This is a genomic window from Vibrio artabrorum, assembly GCF_024347295.1.
In the GTDB taxonomy this organism is placed as follows: domain Bacteria; phylum Pseudomonadota; class Gammaproteobacteria; order Enterobacterales; family Vibrionaceae; genus Vibrio; species Vibrio artabrorum.
Genome location: NZ_AP025458.1, coordinates 2,438,946 through 2,461,262 on the forward strand (window position 1 = coordinate 2,438,946; position 22,317 = coordinate 2,461,262).

Sequence of the window (22,317 nt, forward strand, 5' to 3'; positions counted from 1 at the left end):
CAATCTTTGCGGCGTAACTTCTTACGCCGCTTATAAAACCCCCACACTCTCTATTGAATGTATGGCGCTCGTCGTCAGGGGGTTTTTCGTTCCAAATTTCGCTAGGAGCGACCTGAATCCAGAAACAGGGAAACAATCTGGGTGAGTAAGGTGTGAGTTATGGGTTATTTTTTAAGACGTTTGTCATTTTATTTTGTCGCGCTATTAGTTGCTGCGACGTTAAACTTTATTATTCCAAGAGCAATGCCTGGTGACCCAGTTACCATGATGTTTGCAAATGCTTCTGTACAAGTTACTCCTGAGCGTATTGCTGCAATGAAAGAACTATTAGGCTTCGTTGATGGTGGCTATTTGGTTCAATACTTTGCGTACATGAAAAATATTCTTAGCTGGGAGCTTGGTACATCAATTCAATTTTACCCACTGTCAGTGAATACGCTATTAGGTGGTGCATTCGGTTGGTCGCTTTTCTTAGCGGGCACCGCGGTTATTCTTTCTTTCTCTATTGGTTCCATACTCGGTATTTTCGCAGCCTGGAAACGCGGCAGTAAATACGATGCCTTTGTGACACCTGGGATGCTGATTCTACAAGCCGTTCCTCAAGTTGTTATTGCGATGATTGCACTATTCACCTTCGCAATTGGCTTAAAGTGGTTCCCAACAGGCTACGCCTACACCGCAGGTACGATACCGGATTGGACAAGCTGGGCTTTCATTAAAGATGTCGCTTACCATGCCTTCTTACCCTTGTTCTGTGCTTCTGTTGTTCAAATTGGTGGCTTCTTAGTCAACATGCGTAACAACATGATCAACTTGCTAGCAGAAGACTACATCACCATGGCGAAAGGCAAAGGCTTGAGCGAAAACCGAGTGGTATTCAACTACGCCGCTCGTAATGCAATGCTACCAAGTGTCACTGCGCTTTCGATGTCTTTAGGTATGGCCATTGGTGGTCAGTTAATTATCGAAATCATCTTTAACTACCCAGGCCTAGGCAGCGTACTTTTCAATGCAATTAACGCTCGTGACTACCAAGTACTGCAAGGCCAGCTGCTTATCATGACGCTATTCATGCTGTTCTTTAACCTAGTTGCAGACATGCTTTACGTTGTTCTTGATCCTCGTCTTCGTAAGGGTGGTAAATAATCATGAAAGACTTTTTAAAACTCATTTGGCGTAACCCGATGGCCCTGACCGGCGTCATCATCCTCAGTGTTTTTATTCTTGGTGCGATTGCGGCTCCATTAATCACTAAGCACGTACCAGACAAGCGTACAGGTAATCCACACGAATACCCTGGTTTCATTGTTAAGTCAGCACAAACGAATCCTGATGGCTGGGTTGCTCAGAATCTAGCGGACGATCGTCGTACATTAATTATGTCGAAAAACGCAGACCATGTACTCGGTACTACTCGTATGGGCCGTGACGTTTGGTCACAAGTGGTATACGGCGCACGCGTATCTCTAGCAGTGGGATTTGGTGCGGGTCTCACCGTATGTTTACTCGCAACGGTTATTGGTGTTTCTGCAGGTTACTTCGGTGGTCGTGTCGATGACGTTCTAACCGCCGCAATGAACATCATGTTAGTCATTCCTCAATACCCATTACTGTTTGTAGTGGCCGCCTTTATCGGTGAGGCAGGGCCACTCACCATCACCTTAGTTATTGGCTTTATGTCCTGGGCTTGGGGGGCCCGTGTTGTTCGATCCCAAACCTTAGCACTGCGTGAAAAAGAGTTTGTAAAAGCCGCTGAAGTTTTAGGTGAATCTTCATTCCGCATCATCTTCGTCGAGATTCTGCCAAACCTTATCTCTATCGTTGGTGCGAGCTTCATCGGTTCGGTGATGTACGCAATCATGATGGAAGCTACGATTTCGTTCCTAGGTCTTGGTGACCCGAACACAATCAGCTGGGGCATCATGCTGTACAACGTTCAAACCTCTTCATCAATGTTGATTGGCGCTTGGTGGGAACTGTTGGCTCCTTGTATCGCATTGACACTACTGGTAACAGGTCTTGCTCTGCTTAACTTCGCTGTCGATGAAATTGCCAACCCACAACTGCGTTCTCACAAAGGCATGAAGCGTTGGAAAAAACTCGCGGCGCAAGATAAAGACGAACGTGAACCAGTACTACCACCACAAAATGCACTTTGGAGCGGAGATAAATAATCATGTCTGAACCACTAATTTCTATCCGCAATTTATGCGTAGATTACATCACAGACTCAGGCGATGTTCGTGCTTGTAACAACGTAAGTTTCGATATCGCCCCAGGTGAAGTATTTGGCCTTGCTGGTGAATCTGGCTGTGGTAAATCAACGGTCGCTTTCTCTTTAATGCGCTTACATAAGCCACCCGCTTATATCAGTGGTGGTGAGGTTATCTTCAACGGTGAGAACATCTTGGAATACAGTGATGACCGTATGCAGTCGTTCCGTTGGAGCGAGATGTCGATGGTCTTCCAGAGTGCGATGAACGCACTCAACCCTGTATTACCCATGGAAGAGCAGTTCTGTGATGTGATTATGCGTCACACCAATATGACGCGTGAACAAGCGAAAAAACGAGCTGAAGGTCTGCTTGAAATCGTCGACATTCACCCAAGTCGATTAACTGACTACCCTCACCAATTTTCTGGTGGTATGCGTCAACGTTTGGTTATTGCTATTGCGCTAGCTCTGAATCCAAAGCTGATCATTATGGATGAACCGACAACAGCACTTGATGTGGTTGTTCAACGCGAAATCCTACAAAAGATCTATGCGCTAAAAGAAGAGTTTGGCTTCTCAATTCTGTTCATTACTCATGACTTGTCATTGATGGTCGAGTTTTCTGACCGCATCGGCATCATGTACTCAGGTGAACTGATTGAGGTCGCGAACTCTCAAGATATTCTAGAAAACCCTTACCACCCTTACACCAAAGGACTGGGCAGTTCTTTTCCCCCATTAATAGGGCCAAAGACAAAGTTAACCGGTATCCCAGGTAACCCTCTGAACCTATTAGAGATTCCTGAAGGGTGTCGTTTCCAAGCACGTTGTGACCGCGTACACGAAACGTGTACCAAGGTGCCAACCAAGCTGCGTGCTATCGAAGCGGGACATTTGTCTAACTGCCACTTGTACGGTGACCCAATAGTACAAAGGAAGCTATAGCTTGCACGCTTAGTCAGCGTGAGTAATGAACAAGGCAGATCGACTGCCAAAAGCAAGCAAAGCGAACAAGGATTCTGGAGACAATTATGAGTAAAGATTTCGGTCAATTATTGGTAGAAGGTAAGAATGTCGTAAAAGACTTCCCAATAAGCAGTACCACCATTCAAACCCCGATGATGCGTGCAATTAACGACGTGTCATTCAAGATGTACAAGAGTCGTGGCCTCGCGGTGGTTGGTGAGTCTGGTTCAGGCAAATCCACAACCGCCAAAATGATCGCAAAAATGTATGCGCCTTCGGGCGGTACCATTGAGTACAAAGGCCGTGATATCCAAGAGATTTCGAGCCGAAAAGATCTGATGCATTACCGTGAAGGTGTGCAGATGGTATGGCAAGACCCGTTTGGCTCTCTTAACCCTACACACAACATCTTTCACCACATTGCTCGACCACTGTTGATCCATAAAAAGGTCACTCCGGGCAATAAGAAAGAACTTGAAGAGCGCGTATATGATCTTTTAGAGCAAGTGGGGTTAATTCCGCCAAAAGAGACATCAACAAAATACCCTCACCAACTGTCTGGTGGCCAGCGTCAACGTGTCAACCTAGCACGTAACATTGCGGTCGGTGCAGAAGTTGTGCTAGCCGATGAACCGACGTCAATGCTAGACGTTTCCATTCGTGCTGGTGTTTTAAACCTAATGGAAGAGATGAAATTTGAGAAGCAGATGTCTCTTCTTTACATCACTCACGATATCGCAACCGCGCGTTATATCGCTGAAGATCTTTCAGTGATGTACGTGGGACATATGGTGGAATGGGGTGATACCGATAGCGTGATAGCTAACCCTCAACACCCTTACACGCAACTTCTTGTTTCTGCCGTTCCAGATCCTAAAAAATCGATCCACGAAAAACTGGCGGGTAATAAAGGGGAAATCCCACTTTGGACTCCAGCATCTATCGGTTGCCCATTTGCAGGTCGTTGTACTCAAGCGATGGACAAGTGTAAAGAGCAGTTACCGGGTGTGACTCAACTAGCAGACAACCACTTTGTTCGCTGCTACCTACACGAAAGCTAAAGATTAAAACTGAGTTAGGGTCTCTGGGCTCTAACTATTTTTATCCAAACCAATTCTGGTACCTAGCCAATAGAAACTAGGACTGTCGGAGAATATTGATGCTGTTATTGACCAACCATATTGGCTATGAGTCCACAGGCCCCAAGCAAGCTATCTTACAAACGAAAAAAGCTCGCCTATCGAGCACAACGGCTCTGCTCGTCTGTGCTGACAATCATATGACTGTCGGAAGTTTTGATGTGGTTAAACAAGGCCGCGTAGCAAATTGGCATCAAGGGCAATTCTTCACTATCGATTTCAGTTCAGCCACTGAATCTGGTCGCTACTATCTACGTTTTGACAACCTGCGTTCAGAAGTGTTTGAGATTGGTAGCAACCTATTAATGAACCACACATTTTCTGATGTGATTCATTACTTTAAGTCTCAACGTTGCGGCGGTATTTTTGACAAGAAAGATCGACAAGCACAGATCTTGGGAACCGACAGATATATTGACGTGCATGGCGGTTGGTATGATGCATCAGGTGACGTGAGTAAGTATTTTAGCCACTTATCTTATGGCAACTACCTCAACCCACAACAAATTCCCATGGTCGTTTGGAACATGCTAAAAAGCGTTCGCTTGACCCACAATAACCCAGACTTCCCTAAATTCTCGATGACCCGCTTGACTGAAGAAGCGCTATTCGGTGCGGACTTCTTGGTACGTATGCAAGACACCGCTGGTTACTTCTACATGACGGTATTTGACAAATGGAGCAAAGATATCAATCAGCGCGACATCTGCGCGTATGCCACTCAAGAAGGGCATAAATCAACAGACTTACAAGCGGGCTACCGTCAAGGTGCTGGTGTTGCTATCGCAGCATTGGCTGCGGCGGCTGAGCTGGAAAGCAGTGGCGATTACTCTAGTCAAACCTATCTTGATACGGCTATCAAAGGTTACTGGCACTTAAAAGAGTACAATCTGCAATACCTAAACGATGGTGAAGAGAACATTATCGATGAGTATTGCGCCCTACTCGCCGCCAATGAGTTGTACCGAGTAACACAAGATTCACGATATCTATCAGAAGCAAGAACTTGGGCTGAACGATTGCTCTCTCGTCAGCAATCCGATGATTCCTTTGAGCATTTCTGGTCCGCGAACTCTAATGGCACTCGACCGTACTTTCATGCCGCAGAAGCTGGCCTTCCGGTGATTGCACTATGCGAATACATCGACCATGAAACGGACCCTAAGTTGAAAGAACAAGCACGTGTTGCGGTTGAGCAAGCTTGTCAGTTCGAAATCAACATCACCGACAAAGTCACCAACCCGTTTGGCTACCCAAGACAGTACGTTAAGTCTGTCGATGGTGATAAACGTGATGCCTTCTTTGTCGCACAACAGAACGAAACCGGCTACTGGTGGCAAGGTGAAAACGCGCGTCTTGGCTCCATTGCAACCATGGCGTATTTCGTTCAACCACACATTAGAGATGAGCCCCTTAAAAAGCGCTTACTCCAACTTTCACAAAACAGCCTTGATTGGATTTTGGGATTGAACCCTTACCACATGTGCATGCTTGATGGTCACGGTCATAACAACCCCGACTACCTACCGCAGCTTGGTTTCTTCAATGCGAAAGGCGGTATTTGTAACGGCATCACGGCTGGCTTTGAGGATGAACAAGACATCGCGTTCAATCCACCCGCTCAAAAAGAAGACATGCTACAAAACTGGCGCTGGGGTGAACAATGGATCCCTCATGGCGCGTGGTACTTGTTGGCGACCGCTGCACAATTCAGTCATTTTACATCGAGTAGGGAGCAATAATCATGACTCTTTACTACATAGGCATTGATGGTGGGGGTACCTCTTGCCGAGCTCGAATCCGAGATGACCAAGGCAAACTCATCGGTGAAGCAAAGAGCGGCAGTGCCAACATCCTTTTGGGTGTTGATGTTGCGATGAGCTCCATTATTGATGCCATCACAAAAGCGGCACAACAAGGGCAACTCGACTCCAACGATTTTTCTCGTATGCATGTCGGGTTAGCACTGGCTGGTGCTGAACAAAAATCAGCATGGCTAGGATTCATGCAACAAGACCACCCTTTCGCCAGCATGACATTAAATACCGATGCTTATGGCGCGTGTATCGGTGCTCACAATGGCCAAGACGGCGCAATCATGATTGGTGGTACAGGCTCATGTGGCATCTATCTAAAAGACGGTGAGCAACATGTTGTTGGTGGTCGTGAATTCCCAATTTCAGACCAAGGCGGCGGCGCGGTTATGGGCTTACGTTTAATTCAACAAGTCCTGTTAGCAGAGGACGGTATTCGCAGTAAAACCCCGCTAACTCAGCATGTTATGAGTCACTTTAATCATGATGTGGATGCTATCGTGGCGTGGTCGAAAGGCGCGATTCCAAAGGATTACGGCCAATTTTCTCCGATCATTTTTCAACTCGCTAATGAAGGCGATGAGTTGGCCATCGAACTGCTCAAGCAAACCGCAGCTGATATCGAAATGTTTGTCTTAGCACTGCATCGAAAAGGGGCTGACAAGGTGTGCTTAATGGGCAGTATCGCAGAGCGCATTCTCCATTGGTTATCCCCCCCGGTTCAACAATGGATCGTTAAACCTCAATTTGACGCTATCGAAGGCGCATTGATGTTTGCCGGTAAATCACAACATAACTTGTATCAATCGGCTTAGCAGGGTAGTTATATGAATTATCGCATCGACTTTGCTGTTCTTTCTGAACAAAAGAATAACTGCCGACTTGGCCTTACCGTACATAACTTAAGTGACTTCGACGTAAAAGATTGGTCACTGCATTTTGCCTTTGACCGATTCATCCTTCCTGAAAGTTTATCGCAAGGTGAGCTGACTCAAGTTGGCAGCTATTGCTCATTCAAACCGAGTTCGCTCGTATTAATGGCCAATAACCATTACTACTTTGAATTCAGTATTCAAAGCGCCCCATTCCGCTTCTATTCGGATGGTCTAAATGATGCCTTTATTCAATCTCATCACCAAGGAGAAACATCGGTACTGCCCGTTGCTATATCACCGATTGTTTTGGCTTCACCCTACCGTGAACGCAACCAAATTCCTGAAGTCAATGCCGCTCAAGTGGCGTTAATTCCTCAACCCAATCAGATCGAACTTCAACCCGGTAACTTCACGCTAACTGGCGAATGTAAGATTGACGCTCAATCTCATCTTGCTGATAAGGCGGTCTGTTGGCTACAACAAGAGTTACTTTCTGCTTTTGAACTGTCTCTTTCGAATGCGCTTTCAAAAGACGAAAGTGGCGACATTCTATTTCGCAGCAATCCGACGTTAGACGAAGCCCATTATAAGCTCGCCATCAATGCACAGCAGATCATACTTGAATCCGGTAGTCAGTCTGGCTTTACGCATGCCGTAGCCAGTCTAATTCAATTAGTTCAACCGCTGGGTATCAAGCGCTTCGCCATTCCATGTTGCAAAATCATCGATCAACCTCGTTTTCAGTATCGCGGCATGATGTTGGACTGCGCTCGTCACTTCCACTCCGTGGAACAAGTGAAGCGGTTAATCAACCAACTGGCACACTATAAGTTCAACGTATTTCATTGGCACCTCACTGATGATGAAGGTTGGAGGATTGAGATCAAGAGCCTGCCTCAGCTAACAGAAATTGGCGCTTGGCGCGGCCCTGATCATGTATTAGAGCCTCAATATACTCACATTGCAGATAACTATGGTGGCTTTTACACACAGCAGCAGATTCGTGACGTCATTGAATACGCAGAACAACGCAGTATCACCGTGATCCCTGAAATTGATATCCCAGGTCACTGCCGCGCCGCGATCAAATCACTGCCTGATATGCTGGTAGAGCAAGCAGACACCACACACTACAAAAGCATTCAGCACTACAACGACAACGTACTAAATCCGGGGTTACCGGGCACTTACCAATTCCTAGATGCCGTTATTGAAGAAGTCGCAGCGCTTTTTCCTAGCGAATTAATTCACATGGGTGCAGACGAAGTCCCCCTCGGCGTGTGGAGCAACAGCCCTGCCGCTCAAGCTCTAATGAAAGAGCATCAATATCAAGACAGCAAAGACTTACAAGGTCACCTATTTCGTTATGCCGAGAACAAACTCAAGCAACTGGGCAAGCGTATGGTTGGCTGGGAAGAGGCGCAACACGGCGACAAGGTGAGCAAAGAGACCATCATCTATTCTTGGCTCAGTGAAGAGGCCGCTGTCAATTGCGCTCGCCAAGGCTTTGATGTGGTGCTGCAACCTGCGCAGTTTACTTATCTCGACATGACCCAAGATTACGCACCGGAGGAGCCGGGGGTCGATTGGGCAGCGGTTATCCCATTAGAACAAGCTTATACCTACGAAGCACTTGCTGAAATCTCCGACACCGACCCGATTCGTAAACGGATCCGCGGAATTCAGTGTGCTCTATGGTGTGAGATCATCACCAACCAAAAGCGTATGGATTACATGGTATTCCCAAGAATGAGCGCTTTAGCTGAAGGATGTTGGACACATAAAAACAACCGAAACTGGCGAGATTACCTATCTCGCCTAAAGGGGCATCTGCCATTACTCGACAGACTCAATGTCGAGTATCGCAACCCTTGGAAAACCCAAGAAAACAAAAACATAGCAGGCTCACATTGAGAGCTTGCTGACTCAAATTAAGATGCTCAGTCCGATAAGACTCAGCCTCACTATTTAAAAATTAGCTGCATAGAGGCAGTTTGTTAAAAAGGAAATGACAATGAAATACGGCTATTTCGATAACGACAATCGCGAATACGTCATCACTCGCCCTGACGTACCAGCACCTTGGACCAACTACCTAGGTACTGAAAAGTTTTGTACCGTGATTTCGCACAATGCGGGCGGTTACTCGTTCTACAATTCTCCGGAATACAACCGTGTTACTAAATTCCGTCCAAACGGCACTTTCGACCGTCCAGGGCACTATGTTTACCTACGTGATGATGAAACGGGGGATTACTGGTCTATCTCTTGGCAGCCAGTGGCAAAAAGCCTAGATGACGCGAACTACGAAGTCCGTCATGGTCTGTCATACTCAAAATTCAAATGTGAGTACAGCGGCATTACCGCAACCAAAACCCTATTCGTACCTAAGGGCGAAGATGCCGAAGTTTGGGATGTGGTACTGAAGAACAACACAGACAAGCCAAGAACCATCAGTACCTTCTCGTTTGTTGAGTTCTCTTTCAGTCACATTCAATCAGACAACCAAAACCATCAGATGTCTTTGTACTCTGCCGGCACGTCTTACCAAGAAGGCGTTCTGGAGTACGACCTGTACTACAACACTAACGACTTTGAAGGCTTCTACTACCTAGCTTCAACTTTCTCACCAGACAGCTACGATGGCCAACGTGACAACTTCCTTGGCATGTACCGTGATGAAGCAAACCCGATTGCGGTCGAAAACGGTAAGTGTTCTAACAGCGCGCAAACTTGTTACAACCACTGTGGTTCTCTGCACAAGCAATTTACAATTCAACCCGGTGAAGAAGTTCGCTTTGCGTATGTACTCGGTATCGGTAAAGGCAACGGTGAACGCCTACGTGAGAAATACCAAGACACAGCCAACGTAGATGCTGCTTTCCAAGGCATCAAAGATCACTGGGACGAGCGTTGCAACAAATTCCAAGTTAAGTCGCCAAACGAAGGCTTAGACACCATGATCAACACGTGGACGCTATACCAAGCGGAAACTTGTGTGGTGTGGTCACGCTTTGCATCCTTCATCGAAGTGGGTGGCCGTACTGGCCTTGGTTACCGTGATACGGCGCAAGATGCTATCTCAGTGCCTCATGCCAACCCACAAATGACCAAGAAACGCATTATTGACCTGATTCGTGGCCAAGTGAAAGCGGGCTACGGTTTGCACTTATTCGATCCAGATTGGTTTGATCCGGAGAAAGCTGACGTTGAACCTTCCAAATCGCCAACGGTTGTTCCAACACCATCCGATGACGACAAGATCCACGGCATTGAAGACACCTGTTCTGATGATCACCTATGGATCGTTCCAACCATCATCAAGTACGTAATGGAAACCGGTGAACACGATTTCTTTGATGACATGATTCCATACGCAGATGGGGGCGAAGCAACGGTTTATGATCACATGAAAGCAGCATTAGACTTCTCTGCTGAATACGTGGGTCAAACCGGTATCTGTAAAGGCCTTCGTGCTGACTGGAATGACTGTTTGAACCTAGGTGGCGGTGAATCTTCAATGGTTTCATTCCTACACTTCTGGGCGCTACAAGAATTCCTAGATCTTGCTAAGTTCCGCAATAACGATGCTGACGTTGCTAAATACACAGAAATGGCAGCGAATGTTCGCGAAGCGTGTGAAACCCACCTTTGGGATGACGAGGGTGGCTGGTACATCCGTGGTCTGACTAAAAATGGCGACAAAATTGGCACCGCACAACAAGCTGAAGGCCGAGTTCACCTTGAATCAAACACGTTAGCTGTTCTCTCTGGTGCAGTTTCTCAAGAACGCGGCGAGAAAGCGATGGACGCCGTTGATGAGAATCTTTTCTCTGAATACGGCCTACATCTAAATTCTCCATCGTTTGCAACACCAAACGATGATATCGGCTTCGTCACTCGCGTTTACCAAGGTGTTAAAGAGAACGGTGCAATCTTCTCTCACCCGAACCCATGGGCTTGGGTAGCCGAGGCAAAACTTGGCCGTGGTGACCGTGCGATGAAGTTCTACGATGCCCTGAACCCGTACAACCAAAACGACATGATTGAAACGCGCTACGCAGAACCATACTCCTACGTGCAATTCATCATGGGTAAAGATCACCAAGACCATGGCCGTGCAAACCACCCTTGGTTAACGGGCACCTCTGGTTGGGCTTACTTCGCGGTAACCAACTTCATTCTTGGTGTTCGTACCGGCTTTGAAGGCTTAACGGTTGATCCTTGTATCCCGACGAATTGGCCCGAATTCGAGGTTACTCGTCAATGGCGTGGCGCGACTTACAACATCACAGTGCAAAACCCGAATGCAGTCAGTAAAGGGGTCGCTTCGATCACTATCAATGGTGAGTCAGTTGAAGGCGTAATCCCAGTACAAGCAGAAGGCAGCGTCAACGATATTGTCGTTGTTCTAGGCTAGTCTCGCAATTTAACGAACCGCTCCTGTCTCAAGCACAAATCAGCTTGAGACAGTGAGACTAAAAGGATTTTCTCATGATTAAATTTGGTACAGGTGGTTGGCGCGCTTTCATTGGTGAAGAGTTCACCAGAGAAAACGTTCGCTTGGTAGCACAGGCGCTTGCTAACATTATTAACAACGAAGATGCAGCAAAAAATGGCTTCGTCATCGGTTACGACCGCCGCTTCCTTTCCGATAAAGCCGCATGTTGGTTTGCTGAAGTATTGGCAGCTAATAACATCAAAGTCAGCTTTATAGACAAATTCGTTCCAACGCCTATTGTGATGTTCCAAGCAAAAGAGATGGGATGCACCTACTCAGCGTGTATCACCGCTTCTCACAACCCAGCAGACTACAATGGCATCAAGGTGTTCATTGAAGGTGGGCGCGATGCCGATGAGATCATCACAGAGAAGATCGAACAGCAAATCGCAACACTGACCAGCGAAGACGTTATCCGCGTTGACTTCGAACAAGCATTACATGACAAAGAAATCGAGATCATCAACCCGATGAATGACTTTGTTGATTCAATCATCAACTTCATCGATATCGAGTCGATCAAGCAAGCTAACCTACGTGTACTGATTGATCCAATGTTTGGCGTGGCAAAAAATGCTCTGCAAACAGTACTGATTAACGGTCGCTGTGATGTCGACGTGATCAACGATGGCAAAAACCCAGATTTTGGTGGCTTGATGCCATCACCAAATGCCGCAACGCTCTATCGCTTGAAGCACTTAGTTGCTGCAGAGGGCTATGACATTGGCATTGGTACCGATGGTGATGCTGACCGCTTAGGCATCATCGATGAAAAAGGTCACTTTATTCACCCTAACGAAGTGCTACTCCTGCTTTACTACTACTTACTGGAATACAAAGGCTGGAAAGGGTCTGTCGTTCGTAATATCGCAACCACACACCTACTCGACAAAATAGCAGAGGATCATGGCGAAAAAAGCTTTGAGGTTCCTGTAGGCTTTAAGCATATCAGCTCGCAAATGGAAGCCGATGACTCATTAATTGGCGGTGAGAGTTCGGGTGGCTTAACCATTCGTGGTCACATCAAAGGTAAAGATGGTGTATTCGCTTCAAGCTTACTGGTTGAGATGATCAGTGTGACAGGTAAAAAGTTGTCTGAGTTACTGAATGAAATCTATTCTAAATACGGCTATGCCTATACCGCTGAGGGAGATTGCAAGTTCAAGCCTTCAGAGAAAGAAGCGCTCTACACGAAAATCTACGTAGAGAAACAACTGCCTGAATTTGAATACGACATTGAAAAAGTCAGCTATGAAGATGGGGCTAAGGTGTACTTCAAGAATGGCGGCTGGGTCATTGCTCGCTTCTCAGGAACAGAGCCATTATTACGAATCTTCGCAGAAATGAAAGACAAAGACACCGCAGAACATGTTCTTCAAACAGTGAAAGACTTCCTCTCTCTATAGGCTTATAGAGTGAGCAGTTTTGTATAAGGCTTAACAAACCACTGCCTTGTTAAAGCCTATAGATGAAGAACGCTTGCCCAGTACTTGATTAAAGTACTGGGCTTTTTTAGACCGGACGAACGGCGGTTAAAACGCCAATACGCCTTTAGTATCCACTTTTACAGTGACTGGCATGCCCACTTCAAGCGCTTCTGAAGAGGTCGCTAATAATTTTTGACCATGCGCTTCAATCACATAACGACAGTGATCACCCATAAATTGTTGCTCTGATACAGACAGGTTGCTATCCACATCATGAGTGGCAACGATATGTTGAGGTCTTAACAACAACGCACATTCCGCGCCCACTTCAATCTCAGTTTGTGCTTTCGCTTCAATCACACCTAAGCTGGTTTCAAATTCACTGTCTGAAATACGTTGTGCCTTGAGATAACTGCCGCCACCTAAGAAATCAGCAACAAACTGACTTGATGGATGGAAATACAGATCAGATGCTGAACCATACTGTTCAATCACACCATGATTCATCACTGCCATTTTATCCGCAAAAGCGAACGCTTCTTCACGGCTGTGTGTCACAAAAATAGCCGTCACACCCTGCTTCTTAAATATCTTACGGATCTGAGAAATCAACTCATGACGAACTTGAGTATCAATGTTAGAGAACGGTTCATCCAATAGCAGTAAGTCTGGTTTGTAAGCCAAAGAGCGAGCAATCGCAACACGTTGTTGCTGACCACCAGAAATTTGGTGTGGGTAGCGGTCGCCGTACTCATCTAGGTGAACCAACTCCAACATCTCTTGAACCTTCTCTTTCTTTTGCTGTTCAGAAAGATCTTTTAAACCAAAACCCACATTCTGGTTTACCGTCAGATGCGGAAATAGGGCGTAATCTTGGAAAATCATACCAATATTGCGCTGCTCTGGCGGCAACCAATTATCGCCATCATCAATGGTTTGACAGTTCAAACTCATTACACCACGACTCAATGGCAGTAAGCCGGCAATCGCCTTAAGTAAGGTCGTTTTTCCGCAGCCACTCGCACCAAGCAGACAGACAATTTCACCATGCTCTACGTCTAACGAGAGCGCTTCCAAAATGGTTTGCGACTCATACTGACAAGTCAGATCTTTAATTGATAATGCACAACTCATTAGTGTTTCTGCTCCAAGGAACGGTTGACGATGATCAGAGGAATTAACCCCACCAACACCAATAATACAGCAGGCATTGCCGCCAATTCTAAGTGCTCGTCTGAGGCATAGTTATAAACGTACGTTGCCAATGTTTCGAAATTAAAAGGGCGCAGCAGCAAGGCCGCATTCAACTCTTTCATTGATTCGATAAACACCAGTAAGCCAGCGATCAATGCGCCACGTTTAATCAAAGGTAAATGAACACGGCGTAACATCTGATTGGTATTGCAACCCATGGTTTTAGAAGCCATATCCAATGAAGGGGAGACTTTACTCAAGCTACTTTCAATACTGCCAATTGCAACCGCAGAAAAACGCACCACCATGGCAAAAATAAGCGCAAACATAGAACCAGAGAAGATCAAACCAGGTCGCCCCCACTCCATCACTTTCGCAATATCGTTGACCAAGTGATCCATGAACAAAACAGGTACCATCACACCAATCGCTAACACGGTGCCCGGAACGGCATAGCCCATCGAAGCGAGACGCATATAAGCTTGATTTTTATTGCTCGGGCTAACGCGTTGATTGAAGTTAACAATCATCGCGACAATCACACCAATAATCGCAGCAACCACCGAAACATAAAGGCTGTTAACCGCATACTCTCTGAACTCAGGGGTCCAGCTTTGAGCAAAATATTTGTAGGCATAAATAATAAGTTGGCCAAGAGGGAACAAGAATGCAACGCAAACTAATCCCCAGCACCACAATAGTGCCAGCCATTTTTTCCAACCAGAAAGGTCATAACGAAAATCTTCGCGGCTGCTGAATTGATTCTGGAATAGCTTCTGCTTACGGCGACTGTATCGTTCTGAGCTCAACAGTAGGATCACGATAACCAACATGATTGCCGATATTTTCGCTGCTGCCGTTAAGCTTGAGTAGCCTAGCCAAGTATCATAAACCGCCGTCGTTAACGTATTGACCGCAAAGTAACTCACGGTACCAAAGTCACCGATGGTTTCCATCGCAACGAGCGATAAACCGACCGCAATTGACGGACGAACAAGTGGTAAGGAGATACGACGAAAGCTTTCCCAAGGTGAGCATTTTAGCAAACGAGCGGATTGCAATAAGGAGACGTTTTGCTCCATAAATGCCGCACGGCACAACAAATAAACATAAGGATAGAGAACGAGAGACAGAACAATAATAGCGCCGGATAAGGTTCTAATATCCGGGAACCAATACTCACCAGGTCCCCACCCAGTAAGATCTCGCAGTAAAACCTGAACCGGGCCGGCAAAGTCGAACCAGTCGGTAAAGATATACCCAACAATATAGCCTGGCATTGCTAATGGCAGGACGAGTGCCCACTGCAAAACACGCTCTCCTGGAATACGACACATTGCCATAACCCAAGCCGACGGAATGCCAAAAATTAAAGACAGGGACATGGTTCCCATCACTAAAATCACCGTATTGTAAGCATAGGTGGGCATCACCGTGGACATGAGATGAGAAAATAACTCATCGGTTTCGCCAACAGCCGTCGTAAAAATCGCTAAGATCGGTAAAACCAGTAGCACAGCGATTAAGCCGCTACTGGTGTTCCATAAATAATTCTTTTCTTTCATCGCTTAACTACAACGAGGCTTAATGAAATACATATGCATTTGCAAATACATCTCATATCCTTTTAATGGTGGGGTTATTTATACCCATATACGGTAATGACTTCAAGGTGAGATGTTCATAACTGAAAGGATCAGCAGAGAGCTTTGTATCAAAAAGTGATTTCCAAAAAACAAACCACCCCAAGTGGCCAAAAAGTGACGACTTGAGGTGGTATTTTTATGTCGGCTGAAGCCTACATTAATAAATTATAGATCGAACTTAACTTCATCTAATAGCTTGATTGCCGCCGCGTGGTATTTTGCAATTTCATCCAGAGAAATAGTATCCGCTTTGAACTCACCCCATGAAGCAACAAGTTCAGAAGGTTTCACGTCTGCTTTCACTGGATATTCAAAGTTCACTTCGGCGTACATGCTTTGTGCTGTGTTGCCAGATAGGAATTCCATCAGCTTAACGGCATTCTCTTTATTTGGAGAATATTTAGCCATTGCCATACCTGAGATGTTTACGTGAGTACCTGTCGTCTCTTGGTTAGGGAAGTTAATGTAAACAGAGTCAGCCCAAGCTTTTTGCTCTTTATCATTAATCATTTTACCTAAGTAGTAGCTGTTACCTAAAGCAACATCACACAGACCTTCTTTGATCGCTTTAACTTGCGCGCGGTCGTTACCTTGAGGCTTACGAGCCAGGTTAGCTTTGACACCTTCTAGCCATTCTTTTGTTTCAGCTTCACCTTTGTGAGCAATCATCGAAGATACTAGAGATACATTGTATGGGTGCTTACCGCTACGAGTACAGATTTTACCTTTAAACTCAGGCTTCGTTAGATCTGCGTAAGTGAACTCTTCACCTAGACGACCAACACGGTCACGTGAAGAATAAACGCTACGTGTACGCGTTGTTAGAGCGAACCACTCGTTATCTGTATCTTGGTATTGAGCAGGGATGTTCTTTTCAAGTACATCGCTCTCTACAGGTTGAACTAGACCTTGTTTTGTTAGCTCAGATAGACGGCTGATGTCTACCGTTAACACGACATCTGCTGGGCTGTATTCACCTTCTTGAGCTAACTTTTCTGCTAAACCTTTTTTAGCAAACTTAACGTTTACTTTAATGCCAGTCTCTTTTGTGAACTCCTTAAACATAGGCTCAACGAGGAAAGGTTGACGGTAAGAGTATACATTCACTTCTTCCGCTGCCATGGCTGTCGGAGCAATGACACTGCACGCTAGAGCTGAAAGAGTTAGCAGTTTTTTCATGGTAAAATCCTTTATATCGAAATGATAATGGGTATCAGTTGCGTTATTATATTCATCATGAATATATTTACAATGACGACCAACAAAAAATAAATCGACTTCAGCCATTAAAACGCCTTACTTTTGTAACAAAGCATTTCGAAACAAACACCTCATCATTTACCTCAAAAACAATCAAACCCCACAACCATGAGTTGTAGGGTTTGATTTTTCCGCCTAACCGCTATCAGGCGAGAAGATGATGTGTGATTATTTTACTGTTACGAATTCTGGATACGCGCCGACACCACAATCGTGCATGTCCATACCTTCCAGCTCTTCATCTTCAGTAACACGAATACCAATGGTTGCTTTGAGCACTGCCCATACTGCCAGACTCGCACCGAATACCCATGCAAAGATGACTGCCGCACCCAATAGTTGAGCACTAAACGTTGCATCAGCGTTGCTGAGTGGCACCACCATTAGACCGAAGAAACCACAGACACCGTGTACTGAGATAGCACCAACTGGGTCATCAACTTTTGCTTTATCAAGAGCAATAATACTGAATACAACCAATGCACCAGATACCGAACCAATCGCGACTGAGAATAGAGGGGATGGTGATAGAGGATCTGCTGTGATGGCGACGAGGCCCGCTAACGCGCCGTTAAGAATCATGGTTAAGTCTGCTTTACCCCAAGTCGTTTTACACACAAGCAGTGCTGCGATTGCGCCAGCGGCGGCGGCGGCGTTGGTGTTAAGGAAGATTTGACCGACTGCTGTTGCGTTCTCAAAGTCTGAAACCATCAGTTGAGAACCGCCGTTGAAACCAAACCAACCGAACCAAAGGATAAATGTACCTAACGTGGCAAGTGGCATGTTTGAACCCGGAATCGGATAGATTTCACCATTCTTACCGTATTTTCCTCGACGAGCACCGAGTAACAATACGCCAGCAAGTGCCGCTGAAGCGCCAGCCAGATGCACGATACCAGAGCCTGCGAAATCACTAAAACCCGCTTCTGATAGGAAACCACCGCCCCAAGTCCAGTAGCCTTCCATCGGATAAATAAACGCTGTTAACACAACAGAGAAAATTAGGAATGACCAAAGCTTCATACGCTCAGCAACCGCACCTGATACCACCGACATTGCCGTTGCAACGAATACCACTTGGAAGAAGAAATCAGACTCTAGAGAGTGGTCGGCGCCTTCACCTTGTGTACCAATTAATGTACCAAATGATGGCAACCAGCCACCTTCACTGTTATTTACGTACATAATGTTGTAGCCAACCACTAAGAAAGTCGTACAAGCGATAGCGTACAAACAGATGTTCTTAGTTAAAATTTCAGTGGTGTTTTTTGAGCGAACTAAGCCAGCTTCTAACATTGCGAAGCCTGCGGCCATCCACATGACCAACGCACCTGAAATAAGGAAGAAAAAAGTATCTAGTGCGTAACGCAGCTCCGTTACTGTTGTTGTAAGTTCCATATTAAAAGTCTCCAATCCTTGTCATTCTTTAAAGTGCTTCAGTATCCATTTCACCAGTACGAATTCGTACGGCTTGGCTTAGGTCATAAACAAAAATTTTGCCATCGCCAATTTTTCCTGTGTGTGCCGCTTGGCTAATCGCTTCAATAACTCGGTCCACATTCTCCGCTTGAGTCGCAATTTCTAACTTTACCTTGGGTAGAAAATCCACTTGATACTCTGCACCACGATACAATTCAGTGTGCCCTTTCTGACGACCAAACCCTTTCACTTCAGAAACCGTCATACCTTCAATACCGACATCAGAGAGCGCTTCGCGCACATCGTCTAATTTGAATGGCTTAACAATGGCATTTATTAATTTCATATCCGTTCCTTAAATTTTTACTCATCCGTTGATTCCTTTACTACAATCCAAGTAGCGTGCCAAAAATTTAAGTAGTTGATTTAAATAGAATTAGAATTGTAAGTTCATAAAAACTAAAAAAGGCCACACCAATATGGTGCAGCCTTTTCACTATATTAATGCGTGCCACTGTTATTGCTCCAGTTTTGGGCAACGAGACGATGGCAGCATATAACTTAGGGAAATTAGTAACCTAAAAAATCCATCCAACGTTCGATCAACAACTCGAAATCATCAATGCCGCAACTTGCCTGGCTTTCACAGTTATAGAAATCGAACTCACAGCCCTCTTCCATCTCTTGCTCGTGCGCTAACACATTTTCTTGAATGGTGACGTCATCTTCATTGATCGCAAGGCTTATTTCTTTACCCAAGAGAGTGACTTCATTGCTAAGGTCTTGTCTGGATTGTTGAATAAGATCCATTACATGATCTAACTTCTGCTTATCTTTACCGATCTCTTCTTGAAGCCAGCGGCCAACAATTTCATGACCCATACTGCATTTCACATAGTATTCACCCATTAGAGTGTTTCTAGTAAATTCGAATTCCATAGAGCACCTCATCGGGTTCTAGCTAACTTTATGGGCGGGAGTATACAAGGACTAAAGGTGTGAGGCGAGATATAGACTATAAACTCCAATAACTATGATAGGAAAGCACTGATCCTTGTCATCCTCAAGCACGAGGGACGTGTGAGTTGGGGATCTTTTAAAAGCATATGCATGCAGGGAGAGATTCCCTACTCCTTCCTTCGTCAGTCTATGGAATGACAGGTAGTTCTGTACTCGACATGTAATCGCTTGGTGCACAAAAAAGCGCCTACCGAAGTAGACGCTCTCAATTAAAGATGACAAGGAATTACGCTGGCTCTTGGAAGATAACCGTGTCTGCTTTTTCCGTGTACTGACCCATTTTATGGAAGTTCAAGTAACGGTATGTATCCGCAGCGGTCGCATTCACCTTCTCAGCGTACTCTAAGTACTCTTCTTTTGTTGGGATGCGACCTAGAATCGCGCCAACAGCAGAAAGCTCAGCAGAAGCCAGATAAACGTTGGCACCTGTACCCAAACGGTTCGGGAAGTTACGAGTAGACGTAGACATGACTGTCGACTTGTCTGCAACACGAGCTTGGTTGCCCATACACAGTGAACAACCCGGAGTTTCGATACGTACTCCAGCGCGACCGAAGATGCCGTAATAGCCTTCTTCCGTTAACTGATCTTTATCCATCTTGGTTGGCGGAGCCACCCACAGACGAGTGCTCAGTGAACCATTAAACTCCTCTAGCATCTTACCTGCGGCACGGAAGTGACCAATGTTGGTCATACAAGAACCGATGAACACTTCTTGAATCTCTGTACCTTGAACGTCAGAAAGCAGACGAGCATCATCAGGATCGTTTGGCGCACATAGGATAGGTTGATCGATATCAGCCAGATCGATTTCAATAACGTGAGCGTATTCAGCATCAGAATCCGCAGAAAGCAATTCAGGGTTCGCCAACCACTCTTCCATTGCAGTCACACGACGCTCGATAGTACGAACATCACCGTAACCTTCTGCGATCATCCACTTAAGCATCACGATGTTTGAGTTCAGATACTCTTCGATAGACTCTTGAGATAGCTTAACCGTACAACCAGCAGCAGAGCGCTCTGCCGATGCATCTGAAAGCTCAAACGCCTGCTCAACCGATAGGTGTTCAACACCTTCAATTTCGAGTACACGACCAGAGAATTCGTTAATTTTACCGGCTTTTTCTACGGTTAAAAGACCTTGCTTGATGCCGTATAGAGGGATTGCATGTACTAGGTCACGTAGCGTGATACCCGGCTGCATTTCGCCTTTAAAGCGAACCAAGATAGATTCCGGCATATCAAGCGGCATCACACCCGTTGCCGCAGCAAATGCGACCAAGCCAGAACCTGCAGGGAATGAAATACCTAGCGGGAAACGCGTATGTGAGTCACCACCAGTACCAACAGTGTCAGGCAGAAGCATACGGTTTAGCCATGAGTGAATAACACCATCACCCGGACGAAGTGAAACACCGGCACGGTTCATGATGAAATCAGGTAGCGTGTGGTGCGTGTTTACATCAACGGGTTTAGGGTATGCAGAAGTGTGACAGAATGACTGCATGACAAGGTCAGCAGAGAAGCCAAGACACGCCAAGTCTTTCAGCTCATCACGTGTCATAGGGCCAGTCGTATCTTGAGAACCGACTGTCGTCATTTTAGGTTCACAGTACTGACCTGCACGCACACCTTCAACGCCACAGGCTTTACCAACCATCTTCTGAGCTAGTGTGTAGCCTTTATCCGATGCCGATGGATCGATTGGTTTCGCAAACAGATCGGTTTCTTCTAGACCTAGAGCGTCACGAGCACGACCCGTTAGACCACGACCGATGATCAGTGGAATTCGGCCACCAGCACGCACTTCATCAAGTAATACCTTACCTAACTCAAAGTTTGAAATCACAGAACCGTCTTTACGTACAACACCTTCATATGGGTAGATATCAATGATATCCCCCATGTTCATCTCTTGTACGTTAAGCTCAATGGGTAGTGCACCAGAGTCTTCCATTGTGTTGTAGAAGATTGGCGCAATTTTACCGCCAAGACACACACCGCCAGTACGCTTATTTGGTACGAATGGGATATCATCCCCCATAAACCAAAGTACAGAGTTTGTTGCCGATTTACGAGAAGACCCTGTACCAACTACGTCACCAACGTAAGCCAGTGGGATGCCATCTTTCTGTAATTCTTCGATTTGCTTAATTGGACCAACATTACCCGCATCATCAGGGTTAATGCCTTCACGCTCCATCTTCAACATCGCTTTTGCGTGTACTGGAATGTCTGGGCGTGACCATGCATCTGGTGCTGGAGACAGGTCATCGGTGTTCGTTTCACCCGTGACTTTAAATACTTTAACGGTAATTTTTTCCGCGACTTTCTCTTTTGCGGTAAACCACTCAGCCTCCGCCCAAGATTGAAGCACTTGCTGTGCAGCAGCATTACCTGCTTTTGCTTTTTCTTCTACGTCGTAGAAAGCATCGAACATAAGCAGAGTGTGGGAAAGGGCTTTAACCGCGATTGGAGCCAGTTCCGCATCATCGAGTAGAGAGACTAGAGGCTCGATGTTATAGCCACCTTGCATGGTGCCAAGTAACTCCGCAGCTTTGGCTTTGCTGACTAATGGCGATGTTACTTCACCTTGGGTGATAGCCGTAAGAAAACCGGCTTTTACATACGCCGCTTCATCAACGCCCGGTGGAATGCGATTCTCGAGTAGGTCAAGAATGATCTCTTCTTCACCTTGAGGTGGGTTCTTTAGAAGTTCAACTAGACCAGCAACTTGCTCAGCATCTAGTGGTTTGGGTACAACTCCCTCAGCAGCACGCTCTGCGACGTGTTTACGGTAGGCTTCAAGCACGACTTTTTCCTCTCATTGCGGTTCAC

16 protein-coding genes are annotated in these 22,317 nt (G+C 45.8%); 9 read left to right on the top strand and 7 right to left on the bottom strand.

The window, feature by feature from the left end:
• Positions 1 to 159: 159 nt before the first annotated feature.
• The 9 genes from OCU36_RS10875 (at position 160) to OCU36_RS10915 (ending at position 12,916) form a co-directional block, all read left to right on the top strand.
• Positions 160 to 1,146, top strand: a complete 987-nt coding sequence (locus OCU36_RS10875) for an ABC transporter permease (RefSeq protein WP_261838028.1) — start codon at positions 160 to 162, stop codon at positions 1,144 to 1,146.
• Positions 1,147 to 1,148: 2 nt separating this feature from the next.
• Positions 1,149 to 2,174 carry an ABC transporter permease gene (locus tag OCU36_RS10880; RefSeq protein WP_261838029.1) on the top strand — a complete coding sequence of 342 codons (1,026 nt, stop codon included), beginning with the start codon at positions 1,149 to 1,151 and terminating at the stop codon, positions 2,172 to 2,174.
• A gap of 2 nt (positions 2,175 to 2,176) precedes the next feature.
• Positions 2,177 to 3,160, top strand: a complete 984-nt coding sequence (locus OCU36_RS10885) for an ABC transporter ATP-binding protein (RefSeq protein ID WP_261838030.1) — start codon at positions 2,177 to 2,179, stop codon at positions 3,158 to 3,160.
• An 86-nt stretch (positions 3,161 to 3,246) separates the two neighbouring features.
• Positions 3,247 to 4,242: an ABC transporter ATP-binding protein gene (locus OCU36_RS10890; protein WP_261838031.1), complete on the top strand. Its 996-nt coding sequence runs from the start codon at positions 3,247 to 3,249 to the stop codon at positions 4,240 to 4,242.
• 98 nt (positions 4,243 to 4,340) lie between these two features.
• Entirely contained in the window at positions 4,341 to 6,062 is a 1,722-nt protein-coding gene (locus OCU36_RS10895) for a glycoside hydrolase family 9 protein (RefSeq protein WP_261838032.1), read from the top strand.
• A 2-nt stretch (positions 6,063 to 6,064) separates the two neighbouring features.
• On the top strand, positions 6,065 to 6,949 hold the full coding sequence (locus OCU36_RS10900; RefSeq protein ID WP_261838033.1) for an N-acetylglucosamine kinase: 885 nt from the start codon (positions 6,065 to 6,067) through the stop codon (positions 6,947 to 6,949).
• A gap of 12 nt (positions 6,950 to 6,961) precedes the next feature.
• Positions 6,962 to 8,923, top strand: a complete 1,962-nt coding sequence (locus OCU36_RS10905) for a beta-N-acetylhexosaminidase (RefSeq protein WP_261838034.1) — start codon at positions 6,962 to 6,964, stop codon at positions 8,921 to 8,923.
• 100 nt (positions 8,924 to 9,023) lie between these two features.
• Positions 9,024 to 11,429, top strand: a complete 2,406-nt coding sequence (locus OCU36_RS10910; RefSeq protein WP_261838035.1) for a GH36-type glycosyl hydrolase domain-containing protein — start codon at positions 9,024 to 9,026, stop codon at positions 11,427 to 11,429.
• Between the two features lie 74 nt (positions 11,430 to 11,503).
• Entirely contained in the window at positions 11,504 to 12,916 is a 1,413-nt protein-coding gene (locus tag OCU36_RS10915; RefSeq protein ID WP_261838036.1) for a phosphoglucomutase/phosphomannomutase family protein, read from the top strand.
• Between the two features lie 126 nt (positions 12,917 to 13,042).
• Here OCU36_RS10915 and OCU36_RS10920 read toward each other — a convergent pair whose 3' ends face one another.
• The 7 genes from OCU36_RS10920 to acnB all read right to left on the bottom strand — a co-directional run bounded on the left by OCU36_RS10920 (position 13,043) and on the right by acnB (position 22,291).
• Positions 13,043 to 14,071, bottom strand: coding sequence for an ABC transporter ATP-binding protein (locus OCU36_RS10920; RefSeq protein WP_261838037.1), 1,029 nt, complete (start codon positions 14,069 to 14,071; stop codon positions 13,043 to 13,045).
• Positions 14,071 to 15,696: an ABC transporter permease gene (locus OCU36_RS10925; protein WP_261838038.1), complete on the bottom strand. Its 1,626-nt coding sequence runs from the start codon at positions 15,694 to 15,696 to the stop codon at positions 14,071 to 14,073. Before OCU36_RS10925 ends, OCU36_RS10920 begins: the two co-directional genes overlap by 1 nt.
• 246 nt (positions 15,697 to 15,942) lie before the next feature.
• Complete coding sequence (locus OCU36_RS10930; RefSeq protein WP_261838039.1) at positions 15,943 to 16,956, bottom strand: Fe(3+) ABC transporter substrate-binding protein; 1,014 nt, start codon at positions 16,954 to 16,956, stop codon at positions 15,943 to 15,945.
• Between the two features lie 249 nt (positions 16,957 to 17,205).
• On the bottom strand, positions 17,206 to 18,435 hold the full coding sequence (locus OCU36_RS10935) for an ammonium transporter (RefSeq protein WP_261838040.1): 1,230 nt from the start codon (positions 18,433 to 18,435) through the stop codon (positions 17,206 to 17,208).
• A 28-nt stretch (positions 18,436 to 18,463) separates the two neighbouring features.
• Positions 18,464 to 18,802, bottom strand: coding sequence for a P-II family nitrogen regulator (gene glnK / locus OCU36_RS10940; RefSeq protein ID WP_261838041.1), 339 nt, complete (start codon positions 18,800 to 18,802; stop codon positions 18,464 to 18,466).
• Positions 18,803 to 19,026: 224 nt separating this feature from the next.
• Positions 19,027 to 19,395, bottom strand: coding sequence for a YacL family protein (locus tag OCU36_RS10945; protein ID WP_261838042.1), 369 nt, complete (start codon positions 19,393 to 19,395; stop codon positions 19,027 to 19,029).
• A 307-nt stretch (positions 19,396 to 19,702) separates the two neighbouring features.
• Positions 19,703 to 22,291 carry a bifunctional aconitate hydratase 2/2-methylisocitrate dehydratase gene (acnB, locus tag OCU36_RS10950; RefSeq protein WP_261838043.1) on the bottom strand — a complete coding sequence of 863 codons (2,589 nt, stop codon included), beginning with the start codon at positions 22,289 to 22,291 and terminating at the stop codon, positions 19,703 to 19,705.
• Positions 22,292 to 22,317 lie beyond the last annotated feature (26 nt).